This window comes from Halobacillus hunanensis (genome assembly GCF_900166655.1).
Classification (GTDB): Bacteria; Bacillota; Bacilli; order Bacillales; family Halobacillaceae; genus Halobacillus_A; species Halobacillus_A hunanensis.
Window position 1 is genome coordinate 650,046 of record NZ_FVZB01000007.1, and the last position, 21,497, is coordinate 671,542.

At 42.6% G+C, this 21,497-nt stretch carries 21 protein-coding genes and 1 pseudogene; 18 read left to right on the plus strand and 4 right to left on the minus strand.

Translation table 11 applies throughout. The features are described 5' to 3' along the window. Positions 1-124 precede the first annotated feature (124 nt). From B5354_RS15930 to spoVM, 14 genes are all read left to right on the plus strand, one after another. Complete coding sequence (locus tag B5354_RS15930) at positions 125-1,006, plus strand: YicC/YloC family endoribonuclease (protein WP_139377153.1); 882 nt, start codon at positions 125-127, stop codon at positions 1,004-1,006. Positions 1,007-1,137: 131 nt separating this feature from the next. Beyond that, positions 1,138-1,401, plus strand: a complete 264-nt coding sequence (gene remA, locus B5354_RS15935; RefSeq protein WP_079529790.1) for an extracellular matrix/biofilm regulator RemA — start codon at positions 1,138-1,140, stop codon at positions 1,399-1,401. 12 nt (positions 1,402-1,413) lie between these two features. Continuing rightward, positions 1,414-2,040, plus strand: a complete 627-nt coding sequence (gene gmk, locus B5354_RS15940) for a guanylate kinase (protein WP_079529791.1) — start codon at positions 1,414-1,416, stop codon at positions 2,038-2,040. Continuing rightward, positions 2,030-2,257 carry a DNA-directed RNA polymerase subunit omega gene (rpoZ, locus tag B5354_RS15945; RefSeq protein WP_079529792.1) on the plus strand — a complete coding sequence of 76 codons (228 nt, stop codon included), beginning with the start codon at positions 2,030-2,032 and terminating at the stop codon, positions 2,255-2,257. The genes gmk and rpoZ overlap by 11 nt, the downstream gene beginning before the upstream one ends. A gap of 154 nt (positions 2,258-2,411) precedes the next feature. Beyond that, positions 2,412-3,617 carry a bifunctional phosphopantothenoylcysteine decarboxylase/phosphopantothenate--cysteine ligase CoaBC gene (gene coaBC / locus B5354_RS15950; RefSeq protein WP_079529793.1) on the plus strand — a complete coding sequence of 402 codons (1,206 nt, stop codon included), beginning with the start codon at positions 2,412-2,414 and terminating at the stop codon, positions 3,615-3,617. Beyond that, positions 3,614-6,025 (plus strand): primosomal protein N', encoded by a 2,412-nt coding sequence (priA, locus tag B5354_RS15955; RefSeq protein WP_079529794.1) that lies wholly within the window; start codon positions 3,614-3,616, stop codon positions 6,023-6,025. The genes coaBC and priA overlap by 4 nt, the downstream gene beginning before the upstream one ends. Before the next feature lie 20 nt (positions 6,026-6,045). Beyond that, positions 6,046-6,993 (plus strand): methionyl-tRNA formyltransferase, encoded by a 948-nt coding sequence (gene fmt, locus B5354_RS15960; protein ID WP_079529795.1) that lies wholly within the window; start codon positions 6,046-6,048, stop codon positions 6,991-6,993. Continuing rightward, complete coding sequence (gene rsmB, locus B5354_RS15965; protein ID WP_079529796.1) at positions 6,986-8,332, plus strand: 16S rRNA (cytosine(967)-C(5))-methyltransferase RsmB; 1,347 nt, start codon at positions 6,986-6,988, stop codon at positions 8,330-8,332. The genes fmt and rsmB overlap by 8 nt, the downstream gene beginning before the upstream one ends. Positions 8,333-8,644: 312 nt before the next feature. Then, entirely contained in the window at positions 8,645-9,388 is a 744-nt protein-coding gene (locus tag B5354_RS15970; RefSeq protein WP_176142548.1) for a Stp1/IreP family PP2C-type Ser/Thr phosphatase, read from the plus strand. After that, positions 9,388-11,406 (plus strand): Stk1 family PASTA domain-containing Ser/Thr kinase, encoded by a 2,019-nt coding sequence (pknB, locus tag B5354_RS15975; RefSeq protein ID WP_079529798.1) that lies wholly within the window; start codon positions 9,388-9,390, stop codon positions 11,404-11,406. The genes B5354_RS15970 and pknB overlap by 1 nt, the downstream gene beginning before the upstream one ends. After that, positions 11,407-12,288, plus strand: coding sequence for a ribosome small subunit-dependent GTPase A (gene rsgA, locus B5354_RS15980; protein ID WP_079529799.1), 882 nt, complete (start codon positions 11,407-11,409; stop codon positions 12,286-12,288). 1 nt (position 12,289) lies between these two features. Then, positions 12,290-12,940: a ribulose-phosphate 3-epimerase gene (gene rpe / locus B5354_RS15985; protein WP_079530611.1), complete on the plus strand. Its 651-nt coding sequence runs from the start codon at positions 12,290-12,292 to the stop codon at positions 12,938-12,940. 69 nt (positions 12,941-13,009) lie between these two features. Then, positions 13,010-13,660 carry a thiamine diphosphokinase gene (locus tag B5354_RS15990; RefSeq protein WP_079529800.1) on the plus strand — a complete coding sequence of 217 codons (651 nt, stop codon included), beginning with the start codon at positions 13,010-13,012 and terminating at the stop codon, positions 13,658-13,660. A 48-nt stretch (positions 13,661-13,708) separates the two neighbouring features. Further along, positions 13,709-13,789: a stage V sporulation protein SpoVM gene (gene spoVM, locus B5354_RS15995; RefSeq protein WP_079529801.1), complete on the plus strand. Its 81-nt coding sequence runs from the start codon at positions 13,709-13,711 to the stop codon at positions 13,787-13,789. Between the two features lie 45 nt (positions 13,790-13,834). Here the strand turns inward: spoVM and rpmB are convergent, their stop codons facing one another. After that, positions 13,835-14,023 (minus strand): 50S ribosomal protein L28, encoded by a 189-nt coding sequence (gene rpmB / locus B5354_RS16000; RefSeq protein ID WP_079529802.1) that lies wholly within the window; start codon positions 14,021-14,023, stop codon positions 13,835-13,837. A gap of 227 nt (positions 14,024-14,250) precedes the next feature. On the opposite strand from rpmB, the gene B5354_RS16005 reads away from it, so the two are divergent. Together B5354_RS16005 and B5354_RS16010 are read left to right on the plus strand one after the other, a co-directional pair. Further along, positions 14,251-14,613 (plus strand): Asp23/Gls24 family envelope stress response protein, encoded by a 363-nt coding sequence (locus B5354_RS16005; protein WP_079529803.1) that lies wholly within the window; start codon positions 14,251-14,253, stop codon positions 14,611-14,613. A 30-nt stretch (positions 14,614-14,643) separates the two neighbouring features. Next, a complete protein-coding gene (locus B5354_RS16010; RefSeq protein ID WP_079529804.1) occupies positions 14,644-16,305 on the plus strand; it encodes a DAK2 domain-containing protein in 1,662 nt (553 codons plus the stop codon). Positions 16,306-16,517: 212 nt separating this feature from the next. On the opposite strand, the gene B5354_RS16015 is transcribed toward B5354_RS16010, so the two are convergent. Next, positions 16,518-17,540 carry a DUF3231 family protein gene (locus tag B5354_RS16015; protein WP_079530612.1) on the minus strand — a complete coding sequence of 341 codons (1,023 nt, stop codon included), beginning with the start codon at positions 17,538-17,540 and terminating at the stop codon, positions 16,518-16,520. Between the two features lie 193 nt (positions 17,541-17,733). After that, positions 17,734-17,836, minus strand: a pseudogene (locus tag B5354_RS20305) (DNA-binding response regulator); the annotation flags it as partial. 182 nt (positions 17,837-18,018) lie between these two features. Between B5354_RS20305 and B5354_RS16020 the strand changes: the two are divergent. Then, positions 18,019-19,035: a DUF3231 family protein gene (locus B5354_RS16020; protein ID WP_139377154.1), complete on the plus strand. Its 1,017-nt coding sequence runs from the start codon at positions 18,019-18,021 to the stop codon at positions 19,033-19,035. 308 nt (positions 19,036-19,343) lie between these two features. On the opposite strand, the gene B5354_RS16025 is transcribed toward B5354_RS16020, so the two are convergent. Continuing rightward, positions 19,344-20,612, minus strand: a complete 1,269-nt coding sequence (locus B5354_RS16025) for an NCS2 family permease (RefSeq protein WP_079529806.1) — start codon at positions 20,610-20,612, stop codon at positions 19,344-19,346. 215 nt (positions 20,613-20,827) lie between these two features. Between B5354_RS16025 and sdaAB the strand changes: the two genes are divergently transcribed. Next, positions 20,828-21,490, plus strand: coding sequence for an L-serine ammonia-lyase, iron-sulfur-dependent subunit beta (gene sdaAB / locus B5354_RS16030; protein WP_079529807.1), 663 nt, complete (start codon positions 20,828-20,830; stop codon positions 21,488-21,490). Positions 21,491-21,497: the final 7 nt, after the last annotated feature.

A 21,497-nucleotide genomic window follows, 5' to 3' on the forward strand; every position in this document is an offset into this window, starting at 1 on the left:
AAGACAGAACAGCTCCAGGATCAAAGAGATTTTACTTTTCGTGTGCCTTACATTAGCCTATTGGTGGAGGGATTTGATAAACTATAGAAAGAAACGTAAAATTGAACCGTGGGTGTGATAACAAGTGGCAAAAAGCATGACAGGATATGGACGAGACACAATAGAAACCGCTGGTATGAGACTGACCATTGAACTTCGAAGTGTCAATCACCGTTTTTTGGATATTTCTCCAAGGATACCACGGAACTTTTTATTTCTTGAGGAGGCTATGAAACGCCACTTGAAACAGAAGCTTAGCCGCGGGCGAGTGGATCTTTTTCTAACGGCAGAGGGAGAAGGTCTGCTGAATAAACAGCTTGAGGCGGATGATGAGCTTCTTCATCAATACATAACCAAGCTAACGAATGTAAAGGATCAGTACAAGTTGACGGGGGCCATCTCGATTGATACAGTAGCTGGGCTTGAGGGAATTTTTACAGTTCGGGAATCGGATCAGCCGAATGATCAAATCAAAGCGGAACTTTTAAACATGCTTGACGCGGCGTGTACTGATTTAGTTGACATGAGAAACCAGGAAGGTGAACGTCTGGTTCAGGATCTTCTGAACAGATTGCAATCTGTTAAAGATACAGTGGCTGCTATAGAAGAACGACGCCCAGTTGTCGTGGGGGAATACAAAGCAAAGGTAATAGCAAGGGTCGAGGCGTTTATTAATGAAGAGATTGCCGTGGAAGATTCCAGAGTGCTGCAAGAGGTCGCCTTGCTCGCTGAAAAAGGTGATATTACCGAAGAGATCACAAGGTTATATTCGCATATCGACCAATTTCACCACACCCTTGAAAATCAAGAGCCGATTGGGCGTACACTTGATTTCATCGTTCAGGAAATGCATCGTGAAATCAATACGATTGGTTCGAAGTCAAATGACAGTCAGTTATCCAACAGTGTGGTGATGTTAAAGAGTGAAGTAGAGAAAATGAAAGAACAAGTACAAAATATTGAATAAAGATTGAGATTTGCTAGGTATTTTTCATATAATAGTAGTAATACTCGTTTAATAACGTGGCCAGAGATGTATTGCTGGTGACTGTTTGAGCGAATTTAGTAGATCTGTCTCGTTAGAAGGAGGAAACGTCATTGAGTTTAAAGTTAATTAATATCGGCTTTGGAAACGTGGTGTCAGCTAATCGAATCATTTCTATTGTTTCACCAGAATCTGCGCCGATTAAACGTATTATAACCGTAGCAAGAGATAATAATAAATTAGTAGATGCTACATACGGCAGAAGAACGCGTGCCGTTATTATTACAGATAGCGATCATGTTGTGCTTTCGGCAGTTCAGCCGGAAACTGTGGGACAGCGTGTGATCAGTAATGATGAAATGTCAGATGAGAATTAGGAGGGTCCATACGTGATCGATGAGAAAGGTATATTGTTTATTCTATCTGGACCATCCGGTGTAGGGAAGGGCACGGTTCGTAAAGCACTATTCGAGCAATCGACCAACCTTCGTTATTCCATCTCCATGACGACGAGAGAGCCGAGAGAAGGCGAAGTGGATGGCATTGACTATTTTTTTAAGTCGCGAGCAGAATTTGAAACGCTTATTGAAAAGCGGCAATTAATTGAGCATGCTGAATATGTAGGGAATTACTATGGAACTCCTAAACAATACGTTGAAGATACTCTCAATGAGGGAAAAGATGTTTTCCTTGAAATTGAAGTACAAGGGGCCCTTAAAGTAAGAGAGAACTTTCCAGAAGGTGTATTCGTCTTTCTTATCCCGCCTTCCCTTGAAGAACTGAAGGATCGGATTGTCAACCGCGGCACAGAAACAGAAGATAAAGTGAAAAACCGTCTGCTGGCAGCTAAAGAAGAAATTGAGATGATGGATGCGTATGATTACGTCGTTGTCAATGACAGAGTTGATCATGCTGTAGGTAAAATACAGTCGATCGTAGCAAGTGAGCATTGCAAGCGTGAGCGAGTATCACAACAATATAAAAAAGCACTGGAGGCTGATCAACATGATGCTTGAGCCATCAATTGATTCATTACAGAAACAAATTAAATCAAAGTACACTCTCGTCACTCTCTCCGCCCGTCGAGCGCGTGAATTGAAGCAGGGAAGCGCTCCGATGGTAGAAAATGCAACTTCAAGCCAGCAAGTTGGCGTGGCGCTGGAAGAAATACAGGCTGGAAAACTGGATTATACTCATAGTGATCAAATTCAATCTAGAACGGAAACACTATAATTTTACTACAAGCCGCGCTGACACTAGAGGAGAGCGCGGCTTTTCCTTATTTCTAAGTTTTGTCTTCCGCGGCAGATTAGGGGGTTCTCTTCTTTTAACATTGTAAGGATAAGTCCTGCCAGGGCCCAAGTAAGGTGAAAGGAAATGATGAAATATGCTAGAAGGGAAAAAGATAGTATTAGGTGTTAGTGGGGGGATTGCTGCTTACAAAGCCGCAGACTTAACGAGTAAGCTTGTGCAGGCAGGCGCTGAAGTGAAGGTCATCATGACAGAAAGTTCTTTAAAATTTGTCGGGGCCACAACATTCCAGGCATTAAGTCGTCAACCTGTCTACACTGATACGTTTAAAGAACATGATTCAACACAAATCCAGCACATTGATGTGGCTGATTGGGCTGACTTATTTCTAATCGCTCCAGCCACCGCCAACACGATTGGGAAACTGGCTAATGGGATAGCTGATGATATGTTAACAACGACTTTACTGGCTACAGAGGCGCCGGTTTATATAGCTCCGGCGATGAACGTACATATGTACAGCCACCCATCTGTGATCCGGAATTTGAAACAATTGGATCAGTGGGGATTCCGGTTCATTGAACCTGGAGAAGGCTATTTAGCATGTGGTTATGTTGGAAAGGGTCGGCTTGAAGAACCGCAGACGATCGTTTCCGTTCTTCAGCAGCAGTCCACACAGAACCTGTCCTTATCAGGGAAGCGAGTGCTCATAACAGCTGGACCTACGAGGGAAAAGATTGATCCGGTTAGGTATTTTACGAATCCTTCTTCAGGTAAAATGGGATTCGCTCTGGCACGCCAGGCTGCAGCCTTAGGAGCAAATGTGACGTTAATCGCAGGTCCTGTCCAGCTCGATACCCCACGAGGCGTGAACAGGATTGATGTGGAAACAGCAGAAGAGATGTACGACCAGGTGTTGTCCCATTTCGAGGCCAGTGACCTTGTCATCAAGTCCGCAGCTGTAGCTGATTACAGACCAAAGCAGGTTTTTGATCAAAAGATGAAAAAAACTCCCGGCGACTACAAGGTGGAGATGGAGCGGACGCGCGATATTCTACAAGAACTCGGGGAACGCAAACAGCACCAATATTTGATCGGATTTGCCGCAGAAACTCAGGACCTTGACCATTACGGCGAGCAAAAACTCGTAAAGAAAAACTTGGATGCGATTGTGATGAACAACATAGCTGAGCAAGGTTCCGGTTTTAATAGTGATACAAATGCCTCTGTTTATTTGACGAAAGAAGGACAGCGAGTGGGCTGGCCGTTAATGTCTAAAGATGAGCTGGCCACGAATATTTTACGAATGGCAAGCGCAGCATTTGTCGGTGAAGAGTCTTGAATATTGCTAAAGTGATCGTGGATGTTGCTTCTCAAAACACGAACCGCCCTTTTGATTATGGCATTCCCGAACAATTTTCAGGGGTTGTTCAGCCGGGCGTCAGGGTAATTATTCCGTTTGGACCGAGAAAAATTATGGGCTATGTCGTCTCGCTGACAGATCATAGCGATTTTGACAAAATCCGAGATATTGTAGATGTCCTTGATTTGACCCCGATTTTAACAAAAGAGCTGCTTCAAATTGGCAAATGGTTATCCAATCAAACGTTGAGTTATTACATTTCCTGTTTGCAAGTTATGCTGCCGCAAGTGTTAAAAGCTAAGTACCGGAAAGAATTGTGGGTAACGACTGAAGAAGATCTCCCTGAAGAGCTTCAAAAGATTTTTGCAGGCAGAGACGTGATTGATTATGAAGAATTCCAGCAGTCAAACCTGAGTTATCAGAAGTTGCGAGCATTGATCGAGGACGGTTGGATTGATGTCCATTATGAGGTGAAAAGCAGGGAAACGAAACGGACTACGACCATGGTCGAACCGAGCAAAGGTGCGATTGAGTTAGAAGAAGCTTTGGTTGATCTGTCAAAACAAGCCAGAAAGCAGCGAACTGTAATTCAATACTTTCTCGACCATGAACAGCCTGTCCCGAAAAAGCAGTTGCTTCAAACCTTGCAAACGACTGCCGCAACGCTGAAACCTCTGATCTCAAAAGGCATTTTAAGAGAATACAAGCAAGAGGTGTTAAGGGATCCATATGGTCATAAAGATTTTGAAAGGACTGAGCCGTTTACGTTAACCGAAGAACAACAGAGTGCCATCGAACCTGTGCTTGCTGCGATCGAACAGGAAGCACATGACGTCTTTCTGCTCCACGGTGTTACTGGCAGCGGAAAAACGGAAGTGTACTTGCAGTCGATTCAACAGGTCATTGACAGGGGGCAGGAAGCGATTATGCTTGTTCCTGAAATTGCGTTAACCCCTCAAATGGTGGAACGGTTTAAGGGACGATTTGGGTCAAAAGTGGCCGTGTTGCACAGTGCTCTATCAGCCGGTGAAAAATACGATGAATGGAGAAAAATCCAACGTCAGGAAGTTCAGGTCGTTGTAGGAGCTCGTTCTGCTATCTTTGCGCCTTTTACAAATATCGGAATTATTATTATTGACGAGGAGCACGAATCAAGCTATAAACAAGAAGATCGTACAAGGTATCATGCTCGTGACGTGGCCATTGAACGAGGTAAAATTCATGCTTGTCCTGTTATGTTAGGCAGTGCAACTCCAGCTCTTGAAACGTATGCTCGTGCAGTTAAAGGCAACTACCATTTACTTACGTTGTCGAAGCGAATGAATGAAGCGATGATGCCGAAAGCCGAACTGGTGGATATGAGGGAGGAGCTGCATGAGGGGAATCGTTCGATGTTCTCTCGGCAGTTGAAAGATAAAATTGAAGAGAGGATTGCCAGAGGAGAACAAATTGTTCTGTTTTTAAATCGCCGCGGGTACGCCACTTTTGTGATGTGCCGGGACTGCGGCCATGTGAAGGAATGTCCGCACTGCGATATTGCGTTAACGTACCATAGGAGACAAGAAAGGTTGAAATGCCACTACTGCTCCCACGAAGAGCCCATGCCAGCACAGTGTCCGGAGTGTGAAAGTAAAACGATTCGCTATTTCGGAACAGGTACACAAAAAATTGAGGAAGGTCTGCAACAGTTAATTCCTGAAGCCCGCGTCATTCGGATGGACGTGGATACAACGAGGCGAAAAGGGGCCCATGAACATCTGCTCCAGCAATTTGGTGAAAAACAGGCTGATATTTTGCTTGGGACACAAATGATTGCGAAAGGGCTGGATTTTGCCAATGTGACACTGGTCGGAGTTCTCGCAGCCGATTCACTGCTCAACCTGCCTGATTTTCGAGCATCTGAAAAAACATTTCAACTGTTGACGCAAGTCAGTGGACGAGCAGGCCGGCATAAATTGCCTGGAGAAGTGGTCATCCAAACTTACACGCCCGAACACTATAGTATTCAACTGTCGAGTCAGTTTAATTATGAAGCATTTTTTACAGAAGAGATGAGGTTGCGAAAGGCGTTTCACTATCCGCCTTATTATTTCTTAACATTGTTTACGGTCTCTCACCCGAATCAACTAAAGGTTCAGGAAGTGACCCAGAAAATCGTTCAATTTATGGGACAGCGACTGAGTGAAAGGGCGGATGTGTTAGGCCCGACCCCTTCTGCGTTAACCCGGATCAACGATAGATATCGCTATCAATGCATGGTAAAATACAAGAAGGAACCCGAGCAGCGGAAATTAGTTCAGCGTATCCTTCATTATTACGAAGATGAAATGAAGCAAGAAAACGGATTACAGATTACGGTAGACTTTCAGCCGTATCAGCTTATGTAAGAAAGGGGCTCTTTCGCCAAATGACACGAATAGTTTTTATGGGAACACCTGATTTTGCTGTTCCTATTCTGGATCAGCTTATGCAGCACGACTATGAAGTTGTATTAGCGGTTACTCAGCCTGATCGTCCGAAAGGCCGCAAGCGTACACTTACACCCCCGCCTGTCAAAGAAGCGGCTGATAAGTGGGGGATCCCGGTTTTTCAGCCTGAGAAAATAAAAGATGAGTATGAGGAAGTCTTATCGTATAAGCCTGATCTCATTGTGACAGCAGCCTTCGGACAAATCCTGCCTGAAGCTTTACTTACGGCTCCTGAGCACGGATGTATTAATGTTCATGCTTCATTGTTACCTGAACTTAGAGGAGGAGCACCGATCCATTATGCGCTCATCCAGGGTAATCAGGAGACCGGGGTTACCATTATGTATATGGTGAAAAAACTTGATGCCGGAGATATCCTGACACAAGTACGTGTACCTATTGAGGATACTGATCACGTAGGGACATTACACGATAAATTAGCAGAGGCAGGGTCCCGCTTGCTGATAGAAACACTGCCGCAGCTTTTAAAGGGCGAGATCACACCACAACAACAAGAGGAAGAGAATGTGACGTTTGCTGCGAATATAAAGAGAGAGCAAGAGCGGATCGATTGGAGTTTGGATCAGCAGTCGGTTTACAATCATATTCGCGGATTGCACCCATGGCCTGTTGCCTTTACATATTGGAAAGGCAAGCCTATGAAAGTCTGGTGGGCGGCCAAGGTGAACGGAGAGTATAATCAAGCTCCTGGAACGGTATTAGCACGTGAAGAAGATGGATTTCTTGTACAGACTGGTGACGGAAAAGCTGTGAAACTTACGGAGGTTCAGCCTGCAGGAAAGAAACACATGAATGGCCAGGCCTTTTTAAACGGTGCCGGCCAGGCGCTTAAGACCGGGGAAGTATTGGGGGAGCATGATGGCTAAATATGCACTGCGGGAATCCGCTTTACATCTCTTAACAAGAATTGGCGAACAAGGTGGATACAGTCATGTGTTGTTAGATCAGGAGATAAATAAGCGCAGTTTATCGAACAAAGATGGTGCGCTGTTAACGGAAATTGTTTATGGAACTTTGCAAAACAAACGTAAAATTGAATTTCAAATTCAACCGTATATTGCCAAACAAAAGAAAATTAAGCCGTGGGTGAAATGGCTGCTCTATATGTCGGTCTATCAAATGCTGTATTTGGAACGCGTGCCGGATCACGCCGTCATCCATGAAGCTGTGGAGATATCCAAAAAAAGAGGACATAAAGGAGTCGTATCCTTTATGAATGGTGTGCTTCGAAACGTCCAGCGTAAAGGCGTACAAGATACTTCCGCGATTGATAACAAAGTGGAACGCCTTGCGATTGAAACCAGCCATCCAGCTTGGCTTGTCAGTCGATGGGTGGACCAATATGGCTGGGAATTAACTGCTGGGATGTGCAGGCAGAATTTAAAGCGCCTTCCTATGTCGGTTCGGATACAGCCATTACGCATATCTCGTGCGGAAGCAACGACGGAATTGAAAGAGCGTGGGATTACTGTTAAGGAAAGTGCACTATCAAGTCAAGGGCTCTTAGTTGAGGAAGGACGGATCATCGACGATCGCTTATTAACGGAAGGATACCTTACCGTACAAGATCAAAGCTCGATGCTTGTAGCTGAAATGATGGACCTGAAACCGGGTCTGACCGTACTTGATGCCTGCAGTGCTCCAGGTGGAAAAACTACCCATATTGCTGAGAAAATGAAAGATCAAGGTTCAGTCACAGCTTATGATTTACACGAAAAGAAAGCCAAACTTGTTGATGAAAAAGCGATTCTGCTTCAACTACAGTCCATTGAAGCGAAGCAAGCTGACTCGCGGCGACTGCACGAACTCCACGAAGTCGAAGCCTTTGACCGCATTCTTCTCGATGCCCCTTGTTCAGGACTCGGTGTCATGCGAGGGAAACCTGATATCAAGTATCATAAAACCGAATCAGACATCTTCGCCCTCCGAAACATACAAGATGACTTATTGGACAGTGTAGCTCCGTTGTTAAAGGTTGGCGGAAAACTTGTATACAGTACCTGTACTGTTGACCGTCATGAAAATGAGCAAGCTGTTGAGCGCTTCCTACAGCAACACCCTGAATTTGAAATAGACCCGACTTTTACAGAAGACTTGCCGGAAGAGGTACTGGGTTCTGTGGGGCTTACTGAGTTCGGTCTCCAATTGTTTCCCCAGGAATGGGATACAGATGGGTTCTTTTTGACGAGAATGGTAAAGAAATGAAGCAGCTAAACCTGCTCTTCTCATTTGGGTTAGATGAATAATTGAACCTGATTCTTTGAAGCAAATGTTTTAGGAGAGTTTAATTATGGTTATTCTGTTTACGTAACCCTGAATGTGAACACACTATTGCGAACAGTATTAAACCCAGGGTGTTTCCTGTACAATTTACTAAAAGTTTTTTTACTAGTTGAAACATCCCGTTTGGCAGAAATAGGTATCATTTGCAGGAATAAGGCCGCAATCAGCATGTGGCCGGCTTCGTATAAAGGAGCGAAACGAAGAAACGAGGTGAAGACCGTGTTCGACTGCTTTATGACAGATCAAGGTAAAGTTAGAAATCATAATGAAGATGCTGGCGGTATTTTTTCCAGTGAATCAGGGCAGAACTTAGCTGTTGTTGCAGATGGGATGGGCGGTCATCGAGCAGGAGATGTAGCGAGTCAACTGGCCATGACAGTCTTACATAATAAGTGGCAGGAAGCTGGTGCTTTTAACACCCCGGATGAGGCAGAAGGCTGGTTAAAGCAATCGGTGCTAGAGGTGAATCAGGATATTCAGCAACATGCTGCTCAGCATGAAGAATGCCAGGGAATGGGGACAACCCTCGTGGCAGCAATCTGTACAGATGGGTTTGCCACGATAGCCCATATCGGGGATAGTCGTTGTTATTTAGCAAACAGTTTTGGATTTAAACAAGTTACTGAGGACCATTCATTAGTGAACGAGTTAGTTCGATCAGGTCAAATTACCTCAGAGCAAGCGGAACATCATCCGAGAAAAAATGTGTTATTAAAAGCACTTGGAACAGAGGAAGAGATCACACCTGATATTCTCACGATTTCGTTTGATGAAGATGATCGTTTACTGCTATGTTCTGATGGGTTAAGCAATAAGGTCACAGATGAAGAGTTGGGTGAATTGGCAGCCTTTAACGGGGAATGGGAACAATTTTGCCAATCTCTAATAGACCTGGCGAATGAACGAGGCGGCGAAGATAATATCACTCTTGCTGTCATTCATAATAGTCACACAGATTCGAAAGAAGGTGCTGACTAATGATGAATAATCGTCTCCTGAACGAACGATATAAAATTATGGAGATGATCGGCGGGGGAGGGATGGCCAACGTCTATCTAGCTCACGATACGATTTTAAATCGGGATGTCGCGATTAAAGTGTTACGCCTTGAACATGGAGACGATGATGAATTTATTGCCCGCTTTCATCGCGAGGCGCAATCTGCTTCAAGCCTCTCTCATCCGAATATTGTTAACATATACGATGTCGGTGAAGAAGAAGATTTATATTTTATGGCGATGGAATACGTCGATGGGATGACCTTAAAACAATATATCCAGAAAAACAGTCCAATCGATGCAGCAGATGCGATTGATATCATTCGGCAGATTACTTCAGCTATCTCTCATGCCCATGACAATGGGATTGTGCACCGTGATATTAAGCCGCAAAATATTTTAATTGATCATTATGGACAAGTGAAAGTTACGGATTTCGGGATTGCAATGGCTTTAAGTGCTACAGCCTTAACGCAGACGAATTCTGTACTGGGATCTGTTCATTACTTATCACCTGAACAGGCTAGAGGCGGTATGGCTACTAAAAAATCAGATATATATTCACTAGGGATCGTGCTTTTTGAGCTGCTAACAGGACGTCTGCCTTTTTCAGGAGAGTCACCAGTAGCCATTGCCCTTAAGCATTTGCAGCATGATACTCCTTCGCTTAAGCGATGGATTGCGGACTTGCCCCAAAGTGTAGAGAATATCGTATTAAAGGCAACCGCTAAAGACCCCTTTCATCGTTACGATTCTGTCATGGAGATGGAGTATGATTTAGAAACATCTCTTGAACCGGAACGTCTTAATGAACCCATTTTTACGACGCCTAATGATGAAGAGGGAGAGCAGACCAAGGCAATTCCGGTGATTACGGAAGAGAATTATGGAGATGATGGCGAAGAGGATACGATCGTTCATAGTAATACAACCAAAGTTAATCAAGATCAAAACCTTTCAAAAAAAGAAAAGAAGCAAGCAAAGAAGCTTCATAAAAAGTCAAAAAAGCAGAAGAAGAAGAAGCAAAAGAAGAAAAGACCTTTGTTATGGTTATTAATCATTTTCCTCGTCCTTGCCGCAGCTGGTGCTATTGCTCTGTTTGTCGTACCCATTTTTCTACAACCCGATGATGTTGAAATGATTGATGTCGAAGGGATGGAGTATGGAGAAGCATATGGGCAGCTAAGTGAGCTAAACTTAAACGTAACACGTGAACCTATCTATTCAGACACGGTTCAAGAAGGACAAGTAGTTCGAACAGATCCTGAGGCGGGAATGGTTATAAAAGAAGAGTCTGAAGTTACCGTTTATACGAGTCAAGGTAAAGAACGAGTTGAATTTGGCAGCTACGAAGGGGAAGATTTTGACAGAGTCAAGCAAGAGCTTGAGGATCAGGGCTACTCAAGTGTTCTCGCCATTGATGAAAATTCAGAAGAGCCTGCTGGTGAGATCATTCAGCAAATTCAGCCTCAGGAGGATGAAGAAGTTGTACCTGAAGAGACGAGTGTTATTTTCAGAGTCAGCCTCGGGCCTCCTACAGTGACACTTAGGTCATTAGAAGGGGAGACGCTGCAGTCAGCCCAAAACTATTTAGATGATAATAACTTGAATGCCACAGTGACAGAGGAACACTCGCCGGATGTCCCTGAAGGTCATGTCATTGGTCATCAGCCGCAAGCACTAAGTGAAATAGAAGAGGAATCAACTGTTAATCTCGTAGTCTCGCTTGGGCCGAAAGAACAGCCACCGCGAGAAGAAGAGATTCAAGTAGAGGTTCCATACGACGAGGAAGCAGAACAAAAGGAACAGAACGTGCTCATCTATATAAACGACGCCAATCATGAGATGAGTGAGGTCTTCCGGGAAGAGACAATTACAGAAGACACCACGGTAGAATTTACGTTAACGATTCCACCAGAAGAAGAAGCTTCCTATAAAGTGCAGCTGGGTGACGAAGTAATTGAGGAAAAAACGGTGCCATATGAAGAAGGTGAATAAATGGCAACAGGAAAGATAATAAAGGCATTAAGCGGATTTTATTATGTGCTCCATGATGGAACAGTTTACCAATGTCGAGGCAGAGGTGTGTTTAGGAAACGAAAGATTACACCGCTTGTTGGAGATCTTGTCGAGTTTAAAGCAGAAACGGTTGAAGAAGGCTATATTCTCGCTATTGAGGAAAGGCAGAATGAACTCGTTAGACCGCCGATATCCAATATTGATCAAGCTTTAATTGTAACATCTGCCGTTCATCCTGACTTTAACTCGTTGTTATTAGATCGATTCCTTGTCCTGATAGAGGCAAAACGAATTGAACCATTGATCGTTATTTCGAAATTGGATCAGGTGGCAGCTGATGTGTTACAAAAGATCGAAAACTATAAGAATTTATACGAAGAAGTAGGATATCGTGTTATCCTCTCCTCCGTTACGGATTCACAATCGATTGATCAGCTGCAGTCCCATTTAGCTGACCGGACGACCGTGATTGCCGGGCAGTCAGGGGTAGGGAAATCTTCGCTGCTGAATTCAATCGATCCCCGGCTGGCCATCGATACAGATGAAATTTCAGAAAGTCTAGGACGGGGCAAACATACAACACGTCACGTAGAGCTCTACGAAATTTCAGGAGGATTAGTTGCAGATACACCTGGATTTAGTTCATTGGAATTTGGCGGATTAGAGTTGGATCAATTAAGTGAATGTTTTCCTGAATTTGTTGCTGTTCAGGATGAGTGTAAATTCCGGGGCTGTCTTCACAATAAAGAGCCCAAATGTGCCGTGAAAACAGGAGTAGAGAACGGCACGATCGCTAAGCAGCGGTATGACCATTATTTACAATTCGTTGAAGAAATTCAAAATAGAAAGCCGAGGTATTAACATGACTAAGATTGCCCCATCGATCCTGGCATCAGACTTTGCTCAGTTAGGGTCAGAAATTCAAGATGTGGAACGTGGAGGAGCTGACTACATTCATGTCGATGTAATGGACGGTCATTTTGTTCCTAATATTACGATCGGACCACTGATTGTAGAAGCGATTCGGCCGACTACGACCTTACCGCTGGATGTGCATTTAATGATTGAAAACCCTGATGCTTATATTGGTGATTTTGCTAAGGCAGGATCAGATATTATTACTGTTCACCAGGAAACTTGTCCGCATTTACATCGAACGATACAACTTATTAAAAGCCACGGAGTAAAAGCGGGGGTAGTCATCAATCCTGCCACACCGGCAGAGTCTATTAAACAGATATTACAAGATGTGGACCTTGTGCTGCTTATGACCGTAAACCCTGGATTTGGCGGACAATCGTTCATTGAAAGTGTTGTTCCGAAAATCAAACAGATCGCCACATGGCGAAGCGAATTAGATCTTGAGTTTGAAATTGAGATTGATGGCGGGGTCAATAAAGACACAGCGCGAATTTGCACAGAAGCGGGTGCAGATGTACTGGTAGCAGGAAGTGCAGTATTTAAACAGGAAGATCGAGCAAACGCGATCACAGAAATTCGTCAATCTTTATAAATTGCAAGAAGCCAAAATGTGTGGTTCACTGCCGATATTTTGGCTTCTTTTTTTGAAGGTGGTAAGGTTATGAAGAAAGTAGCGATCGTTGCGGGCGGGCCAAAAGAATTCGTGCCAAATCTCTCAGAATATGATGAAAAAGGTATGCTCTGGATTGGGGCTGATCTTGGAGCCGAAGTGATCCTTGAGCAAAATGTGCGACTCGATATCGCTGTCGGTGATTTTGACTCAGTCAGCTCGGAGTCGTTGTTACGGATTAAAGAATCAGCAGGAAAAACAGATACCTACCCAAATGAAAAGAATGAAACAGATTTAGAAATTGCCATCCTCGAAGCTTTAAAGTATCAACCCGAGCATATTTTGCTCTTTGGAGTAACGGGCGGACGGCTTGATCATACGATGGTGAATACTCAAATGTTGTATCCCCTAGTAACAAAAGGTATTAAAGGCACTATTATTGATCAACAAAATCAAGTGGAATTAGTTAGGGAGGGGATGCATACACTGAAGAAGATCAGCCAATATCCATATGTATCCTTCTTGCCGGTAACGCTTGCGATCAAAGGATTAAGTTTGGAAGGGTTTTATTATCCGTTACAGGAGGCTCAGCTTTCTTATGGATCGACGCGCTGCATATCCAATCAATTGATTGAAGATAGAGGTACTTTTTCATTCACCGAAGGCATACTCTTAGTAATAAGAAGCCATGACGTTATCTAACGGAAGGGTTGCAAGGCGCACTAGCTTTACATTTTGAGGAGGGGGCTCATGAAATTCTATACGATTAAACTCCCGCGTTTTCTCGGAGGGTTTGTACGGGCTATCATTGGTACTTTTAAAAAAGAATAGCAAAAAAGCACCCTGTAATAGGGTGCTTTTTTGTTCCTGTCTTACTTAGACGCGCTCTACTTTACCTGATTTTAAATCACGTGCAGATACATAAACCTTTTTAGGTTTTCCATCCACGAGAATACGCACTTTTTGTACGTTAGCTTTAAATTGACGTTTATTAGCGTTCATAGCGTGTGAACGATTATTTCCAGAACGTGTGCGACGTCCTGAAACGACACATTTGCGTGACATATAAATCCCTCCTGTTACGATGCATAAATCATGAAATACTTACTTAATGTATCATAATAAACACGTAAATGCAATATAACTAAAGACAATATCAAGAATTTTATCTTGACAGACAGAAGCAATTGTTTCAAAGTATAGAAGGGGTTCTTGCAAGGATCTGCCTGCGAAGTATGAATTCTGTGATATAATGGGTGCACGAACATGGTGAGTATAAAGGAGGATTTAATATGTCCGTTGATCTTACTACTAAATATGGTCATATCACGATTAGTAACGAAGTCATTTCCACTGTAGCAGGTGGTGCTGCGGTCGAATGTTACGGAATTGTCGGCATGGCCACTAAAAATCAACTTCGAGATGGTCTTGCTGAAATGCTGCGTCGTGAGAATTTTTCAAGGGGCGTAGTTGTAAGACAGGAAGATGAACAGCTCCATATCGATATGTATATCATTGTAAGCTATGGAACGAAAATATCAGAAGTCGCACATAATGTTCAATCACAAGTGAAATACACATTAAATAAAACGGTAGGCTTATCAGTTAGTTCGGTAAATATTTTCATCCAAGGTGTAAGGGTGATCAGCGAATAAAGGCAGTCGTTAGTCAAAGGAGGAAGTAGCGTGACGTTACAAAAGTTAGATGGGACAACACTAGCAGAAATGATTCTGCAAGGTGCTCATCATCTTAAAAGCAACTCGCAGATGATTGATGCTTTAAATGTGTTTCCTGTTCCAGATGGAGATACCGGCACAAATATGAATTTGTCCATGTCCTCAGGGGCAGAAGAAGTGAAGAATGTTTCGGAAGATCATGCTGGTCTCGTTTCACAAGCGCTCGCAAAAGGTTTGTTAATGGGAGCACGGGGTAACTCGGGGGTGATTCTTTCTCAACTGTTCAGAGGGTTTTCTAAATCGTTGGAAGAGAAAGAAACGATCACGACAAAAGATTTTGCTGAAGCCCTTCAAGGTGGGGTGAACACGGCTTATAAAGCAGTTATGAAACCTGTCGAAGGTACGATTCTTACGGTTGCAAGAGAAACAGGAGAAGCATCTGTTACGTTAGCGGAACAGGAAGAAGAATTTCTGCCATTTATTCAGGGTGTAGTGGATGCAGCGCGTCAATCATTAAAAGGAACACCGGAATTGCTTCCCGTTTTAAAGGAAGTTGGAGTTGTAGATAGCGGTGGACAAGGCCTATTAACGATTTACGAAGGATTCCTAGCCAATTTAAAAGGTGAAGAAATGCCTGAACACAGTACGATGAACTCCATGGGAGAAATGGTGAACGCTGAACATCATAAACTAGCCCAGGACTTTATGGATACAGAAGATATTGAATATGGGTATTGTACAGAGTTCATGGTCAAGTTTGAAGAAGAAAAGCTGGCCGACAAACCTTACAAAGAAGAAGATTTTCGCAACGTATTAAGTGAACACGGCGATTCCTTACTTGTTGTATCAGACGAAGAATTGATCAAAGTCCATATCCACACAGAGCATCCAGGCAATGCTCTTAATTTGGGTCAGCAATACGGCAGTTTAGTGAATATGAAGATCGAGAATATGCGAGAACAGCATACGTCAATCGTGGGCGATAAAAAGCAATCCAAAGCTAAAAAGAAAGCTGAGTACGGCATCGTAACAGTAGCTATGGGAGAAGGTATGAAGAAATTGTTTGAGAGCCTTGGCGCCAGTGTTGTCATTCAAGGCGGGCAGACGATGAACCCAAGCACAAAAGATATTTCAGATGCTATTGTGGAAGCTCATGCTGACAACGTACTCATTTTGCCTAACAATAAAAACATTACGATGGCGGCCGAACAGGCAGCTGAATTAGCTGAGGTGAATGCAGCAGTTGTGGCATCGAAAACGATACCCCAGGGGATCAGTGCCTTACTTGGGTTTAATCCAGAAGCAGATCTGGCTGCGAATCAGGAAGAAATGTCTTCCTTAATGTCCCAGGTGAAGTCAGGACAAATCACCTATGCGGTCAGGGACACGCAAATCGATGGCCTTTCGATAGAAAAAGGACATTTTATGGGGATATATGAAGGGAAAATCTCGTCTGCCCAAAAGGACAAGTTAGATACAGCTAAGGCTCTGTTAAGAGAAATGATTGATGATGAAGAGGACGAGATCGTAACCATCATCAGTGGTGAGGAAGCGAATGAGGCAGAGGTTAAAGCCTTAGAAGATTATTTAGAGGAAAACTTCGAGGATGTGGAAGTAGAAATTCATCGAGGTGACCAGCCTATCTATTCTTTTATTTTTTCAGTTGAATAAAGAACAAAAGCGGAGCCGCTCCCTATGCGGCTCCGCTTTTTCTGTGGTCCTAGATTCTAAGGCTATTAAAGGATAGGCCTTATCGTTACAAGTTATTCCATTTTGTATGGGGAACTGTTCTATAATACAGTGCACCTCATAGATACAGGCAATTGTAGTATCTCTATAATGCTTAGATTTAAACCAATGAGCAATTAGGGGAAACGTTAGAATCATTCTGTGTCTTTTCTTTTCGTAAGTCTTCGTTTATCTACTGTTCCTGGCGGTTGTTCTAACCATCCGTTTTGAACCATGATGTCGGCTCCATCTTTGGCAAAACGGGCAATTTCTAATGATAGACGTTCATAATTTATCATAAGGTCGTTTCTTTGACTAGCAGCTGCTGCGGTTGCGTAGTTTCCCGTACCAGCACTACTTAACAAACTCATATGAAATAGGCTTAGTTTATCTGAGAAAGGTGGCGTAGTTGAATTCGAAATACTAACATCAGATGAAGCAGGTGGCTGTATATCGTTATTAATAAGAGCTTTCGTGAAAATTTGAACATGTTTTTTTGCAATGTCAGCTCCTCTGAACATCCAATTTTGAACCTGTTCATTCGGTGATGTTTGAGCAAAGCTGAGGGCTAGTTTAGTTCCTATAACGTTGGTTTGAGTATTCATGAACAAATGGGATATTTCAATTGTGTTTAGTGATCGTTGCTTGCCAAGTGAGGGAAACCCATTGAAATATTTTCTTGAGTCTACAAAGTCTGTTGTTGTTGGATATGCAATATAAGGTGCTCTTACAAATAATCCTTTTGAGAGAAGTGCTTCCGAGCTATTGTCGTATAAATCTGACGTTTCTTGCAGTCCCTCCATGAAATAGGCTCTTATATCTTTTCGGGCACTCATGGAAATAAAGCTACTGTAGGCAAGGAGTCCAACCTTAGCCATATGATTAATGTAATTTAGCATGAACATGTCTGTATAAAGCCTTGGGGCATTTAGATTTAAATCATGTTCTTTTGTAAAACCTGTTGGTATGGGGATACCCTCATCCCGGAAAATGGTAGTTAATTTTTCAATATGTTTAGTCGAAAGATTATAAGTAAATTGTGCGACAGACCGAATTTCCTCATCTTCTACATGTTTTAAAAAATAATGTAAGACACATTTGGACATACTATCATTCATGTAACCAGACCAAATAGAAGCTAATTCAGAAGAGGTTAGCTTAGCTCGAGTATTAGTCATCATTAAATACCTCCTACGAATAAATTTTTAGTGTTAAATTTATTGTTTACAAAAAAAGGTATATTATGATGGCAAAAGCCAGGGGAAACTTTCCTTGGCTCTTTTTGTTTTTTGTACAAGCTAATCTAATTAAGAAATTATTTGAAAAAAGGCAATGGGGGGGGAACCTTTCTCCATTGCCTTTTCCCCTATATTAGACCGCTTCGACCCAGCCGGCTGTAACAACAGCTTGTGGACGGTCATTAACGTTCATTAACGTTCATTTTTTGTAGGATGTTGCTCACATGGTTTTTAACCTTGAGTACCCTTTTCCAGGGCATGGGTTACGTAGCTTTGATCATACCCGTTTCTGATCAACTCCTGAAAAAAGAATATTTATTGGGGGTGTAGTAAATTCTACTGATAGTATTCTTGAATTGAAATAACAGAGTAGGTGTATCTTACGGCCAGTCACCTTAAAGCTATGAGGAGTGAAATTATGACACCAAGAAATATACCATTAGTGTCCAGCGAGCTTGGAACTCTTTGGATTGTTTATCAAAAAAAGAGTATGATGGTAGAAGTAACCAATCACTTTTTAAAAAATTGTGAGGAGCCCGAAGCTAAAGAAATACTGCAAACTTTTAACAAAGAGGAAAGGAATCTTGTTCAGGAAATAGCCGGGATTTTCAGGGTAGAAGGGGCAAGTGTTCCAATTGGGTTTACGGAGAATGATGTCAATTATAAGGCTCCCCAACTGTATGATGATATTTTTCAAATCATGTATTTACGTATGATGATGAAAATTGCTACAGGAATTCACGCCTTACATTTAAGTATGACCTATCGAAGGGATATTATGGATTTATACAGAAGATGCTCAGAGTTTGCGGAGGATTTCTGCGAAAAAACAACACAATATTTGCTGGCTAAAGGTGTGCTTCCTAAATCACCTAGTGTGAACATGCCCAATCATGCCGAATTTGCGGAAGGGAAAGATTATCGTCAAGGATTTCAACTAAAAGGTCATAAAAGGACCATAAATACTGTCGAAGTTGCTTATCTCTATCAAGCGATTGAAGCAAACGTTACAGGGATGAAATTAATGACAGGTTTTTCCCAGGTAGCTGAAAAAAAGGACGCTCGAAATTACTTCTTCAAAGGAAAAGAATTGTCCAAATCGATCACCTCCAAATTTAGTGAGATTCTGTTAGAAAGCGACATCATGGTTCCGTCTACGTCAGCAGGATTGGTTACGGAATCTACAATCTCTCCCTTCTCCGATAAGCTTATGATGTATAATACGTCTATTTTAAATAGCTTTGGTTTAGGCAGCAATGCTTTGGGGACATCATTCAGTCTTAGAAAAGATTTGCCATTAAAGATGGTAACGACAGCTAAAGATATTTTCGAGTTTGCAAATGAAGGAGGGGACCTGATGGCTAAACATGGATGGTTGGAGGAACCGCCTCAAATGGAAGATAGGACTCGATTATCAAAAGGGAAAAGTAAGTAAGGAGTGTACTGCCCGTGAACTAATACTATTGTAGCAAACAAATATTCTCTCCGACGAAACCATTTGCCAGGAAGGGTAGTATTTTATAGTTTTAGTTTGTTTCAAATAGGAAATAATTGAGTCAATTTTTATGACCGCTTTTGTACTTATTTTTGCGTAAACATAAAAAAGGATCCCCCATATAGTAGGGACTACATGGGGGATCCTTTTGAAAGAGTCCTTCAAGTGTAAGGAACGGGGAACTTTTATACAATTTACCGTAATGGACCCAAGTATTTAACTTATAGTTCGCCGTTGCTGTCTTTCAATTAATGCCCGAGTGATCGCATGATAAATTCAAGGAGAAAGATCATGGCTATACATACAACCGGTGTGGTTAATTCCCGCTGCTTTCCGATCGCAAACTTCACGATAGGATAGGCAATGAACCCGAAGGCCATACCGTCTGCAATCGAATAGGTGAACGGAATCATCACAATGATTAAAAAGGCTGGCATTGCTTCAGATAGATTGTCCAATGGGATTTCCTTAATGTTTTGGACCATCAACGCGCCAACGATAATTAAGATAGGACTGATGGCGGTAGCAGGAACCATTGAAATCCATGGGATCAGCAGCAATGTTGCCAGGAACAGCACCGCCATCGTCAGACTTGAGCGGCCCGATTTACCTCCAGATGCAATAACAGCAGCACTTTCAGCCGAAGAAACTGTTGGAGAAGTTCCAAAAAATCCGCTTGCGAGTGCAGAAAATGCTGAAGCTTGATAAGCTTTTTTAAACTTATCGTCCTGTTTTAACATCGACAGTTGTCCATGAATCAAACCCATATTTTCAAAAATGAGTACAATCGTTAATGGAAATACCGCCATCCAAAAGCTGAATTCTGTAATTCCGCTGAATGAAGGCATCATAATCCATTCTTGATCCGCTAAGGACAGTGAAGGTCCAGGTGCATTTAATAAGCCGGTGAAGTGTGCGATAAGCGTGCCGATAATCATCGTGATCAGAAAGTTGCCAGGAACGTTTTTAGCAAAAAGAAAAACGGCAATAAATAAGGTTAGTAAACTCGTGATCACAAGAGCGGAAGACGGATTACCTAAAGTAATCAGTGAATGCTCACCACGGACAACGAGGCCGCCTTTTTCTAAGCCGATTAAAGTCAAAAACATCCCGAGACCTACAGTGACTGCATGCTTTAATGATTCAGGAATAGCCGTTTTCAACCAATCTCCTAAACGCGTGAAAGCAGTCAATAGGAAGATCAATCCGGCTACAAGGATGACAGCCAGCCCTTCCTGAAAAGGGATCCCGCTGCCTTCGACAATCGAATAAGCAAATAAAGCATTTACTCCCATACCGGGAATGAGTACCATAGGTGCATTGGCATATAAAGCCATGATCAAACAGCCTGCAGCGCTTGCTAGAATGGTAGCCACCATGCCTTGCTCTAATGGCAGACCTGCCGTAGACAGAATCTGGCTGTTTACCGCAACAATATAAACGGTGGTAAAATAGCCAATTAAGCCCGCCAACAAGTCTTGACGCAAGCCGAGCCTGTGATTATGCTTGTTAAGCATAGACAATCGCCTCTATGAAATTATCCCTCTCCCACCCGGTTACCGTGTAACCCACAAGGAATTATTATACTCTTCTCCCGCTCAAGAATCAATTCATTTTTTATTATAAATGGTACAAATGAGCTCAATGTGATAGAATAAATGGGGTTAAATTTGTAAAAGTAAGCGTTTTCCCGTTAAAATAGAAGAGAGTATCAGAGGGGGATGGTGATAGAATGAAGTTTAGATCAGTGTTTGATATAATTGGTCCTGTTATGATTGGACCCTCTAGCTCCCATACAGCTGGAGCAGCCCGGATTGGACGTGCTGCCAGACATTTATTTGGCCGGGAGCCAAAATATGCAACTATTCATTTATATGGTTCATTTAAAGATACGTATAAAGGTCATGGAACTGATGTGGCTATTATTGGCGGATTACTAGATTACGATACAGATGATACAAGAATAAGTGCGGCCTTGGATACAGCCCGTGAAAAAGGGATGAAGGTCCAATTTATTGAAGAAGAAGAGCAAATGGATCACCCGAATACGGCGCGTATTAAAATTGGAGATGAACAAGATGAGATTGAACTTGTCGGGATATCAATCGGCGGGGGAAAAGCTGAGATTACTGAGCTTAATGGTTTTGAGCTGAGGCTTTCCGGAAGCCACCCGGCCATCTTGCTTATTCATAACGATCGATATGGGGCGATTGCCTCGGCAACAACCATACTAGCCAGTCACGAAATTAATATCGGCCGTATGGAAGTGTCCAGAAAAGGTGAGGGCGAACAGGCATTGATGGTGATTGAAGTAGATCAAAATATTGATGTTTCTATACTAAGCGAATTAGAACGAGCTGACCATATTACCCAGGTCGCTAAAATATCAGACTAACCTAGAG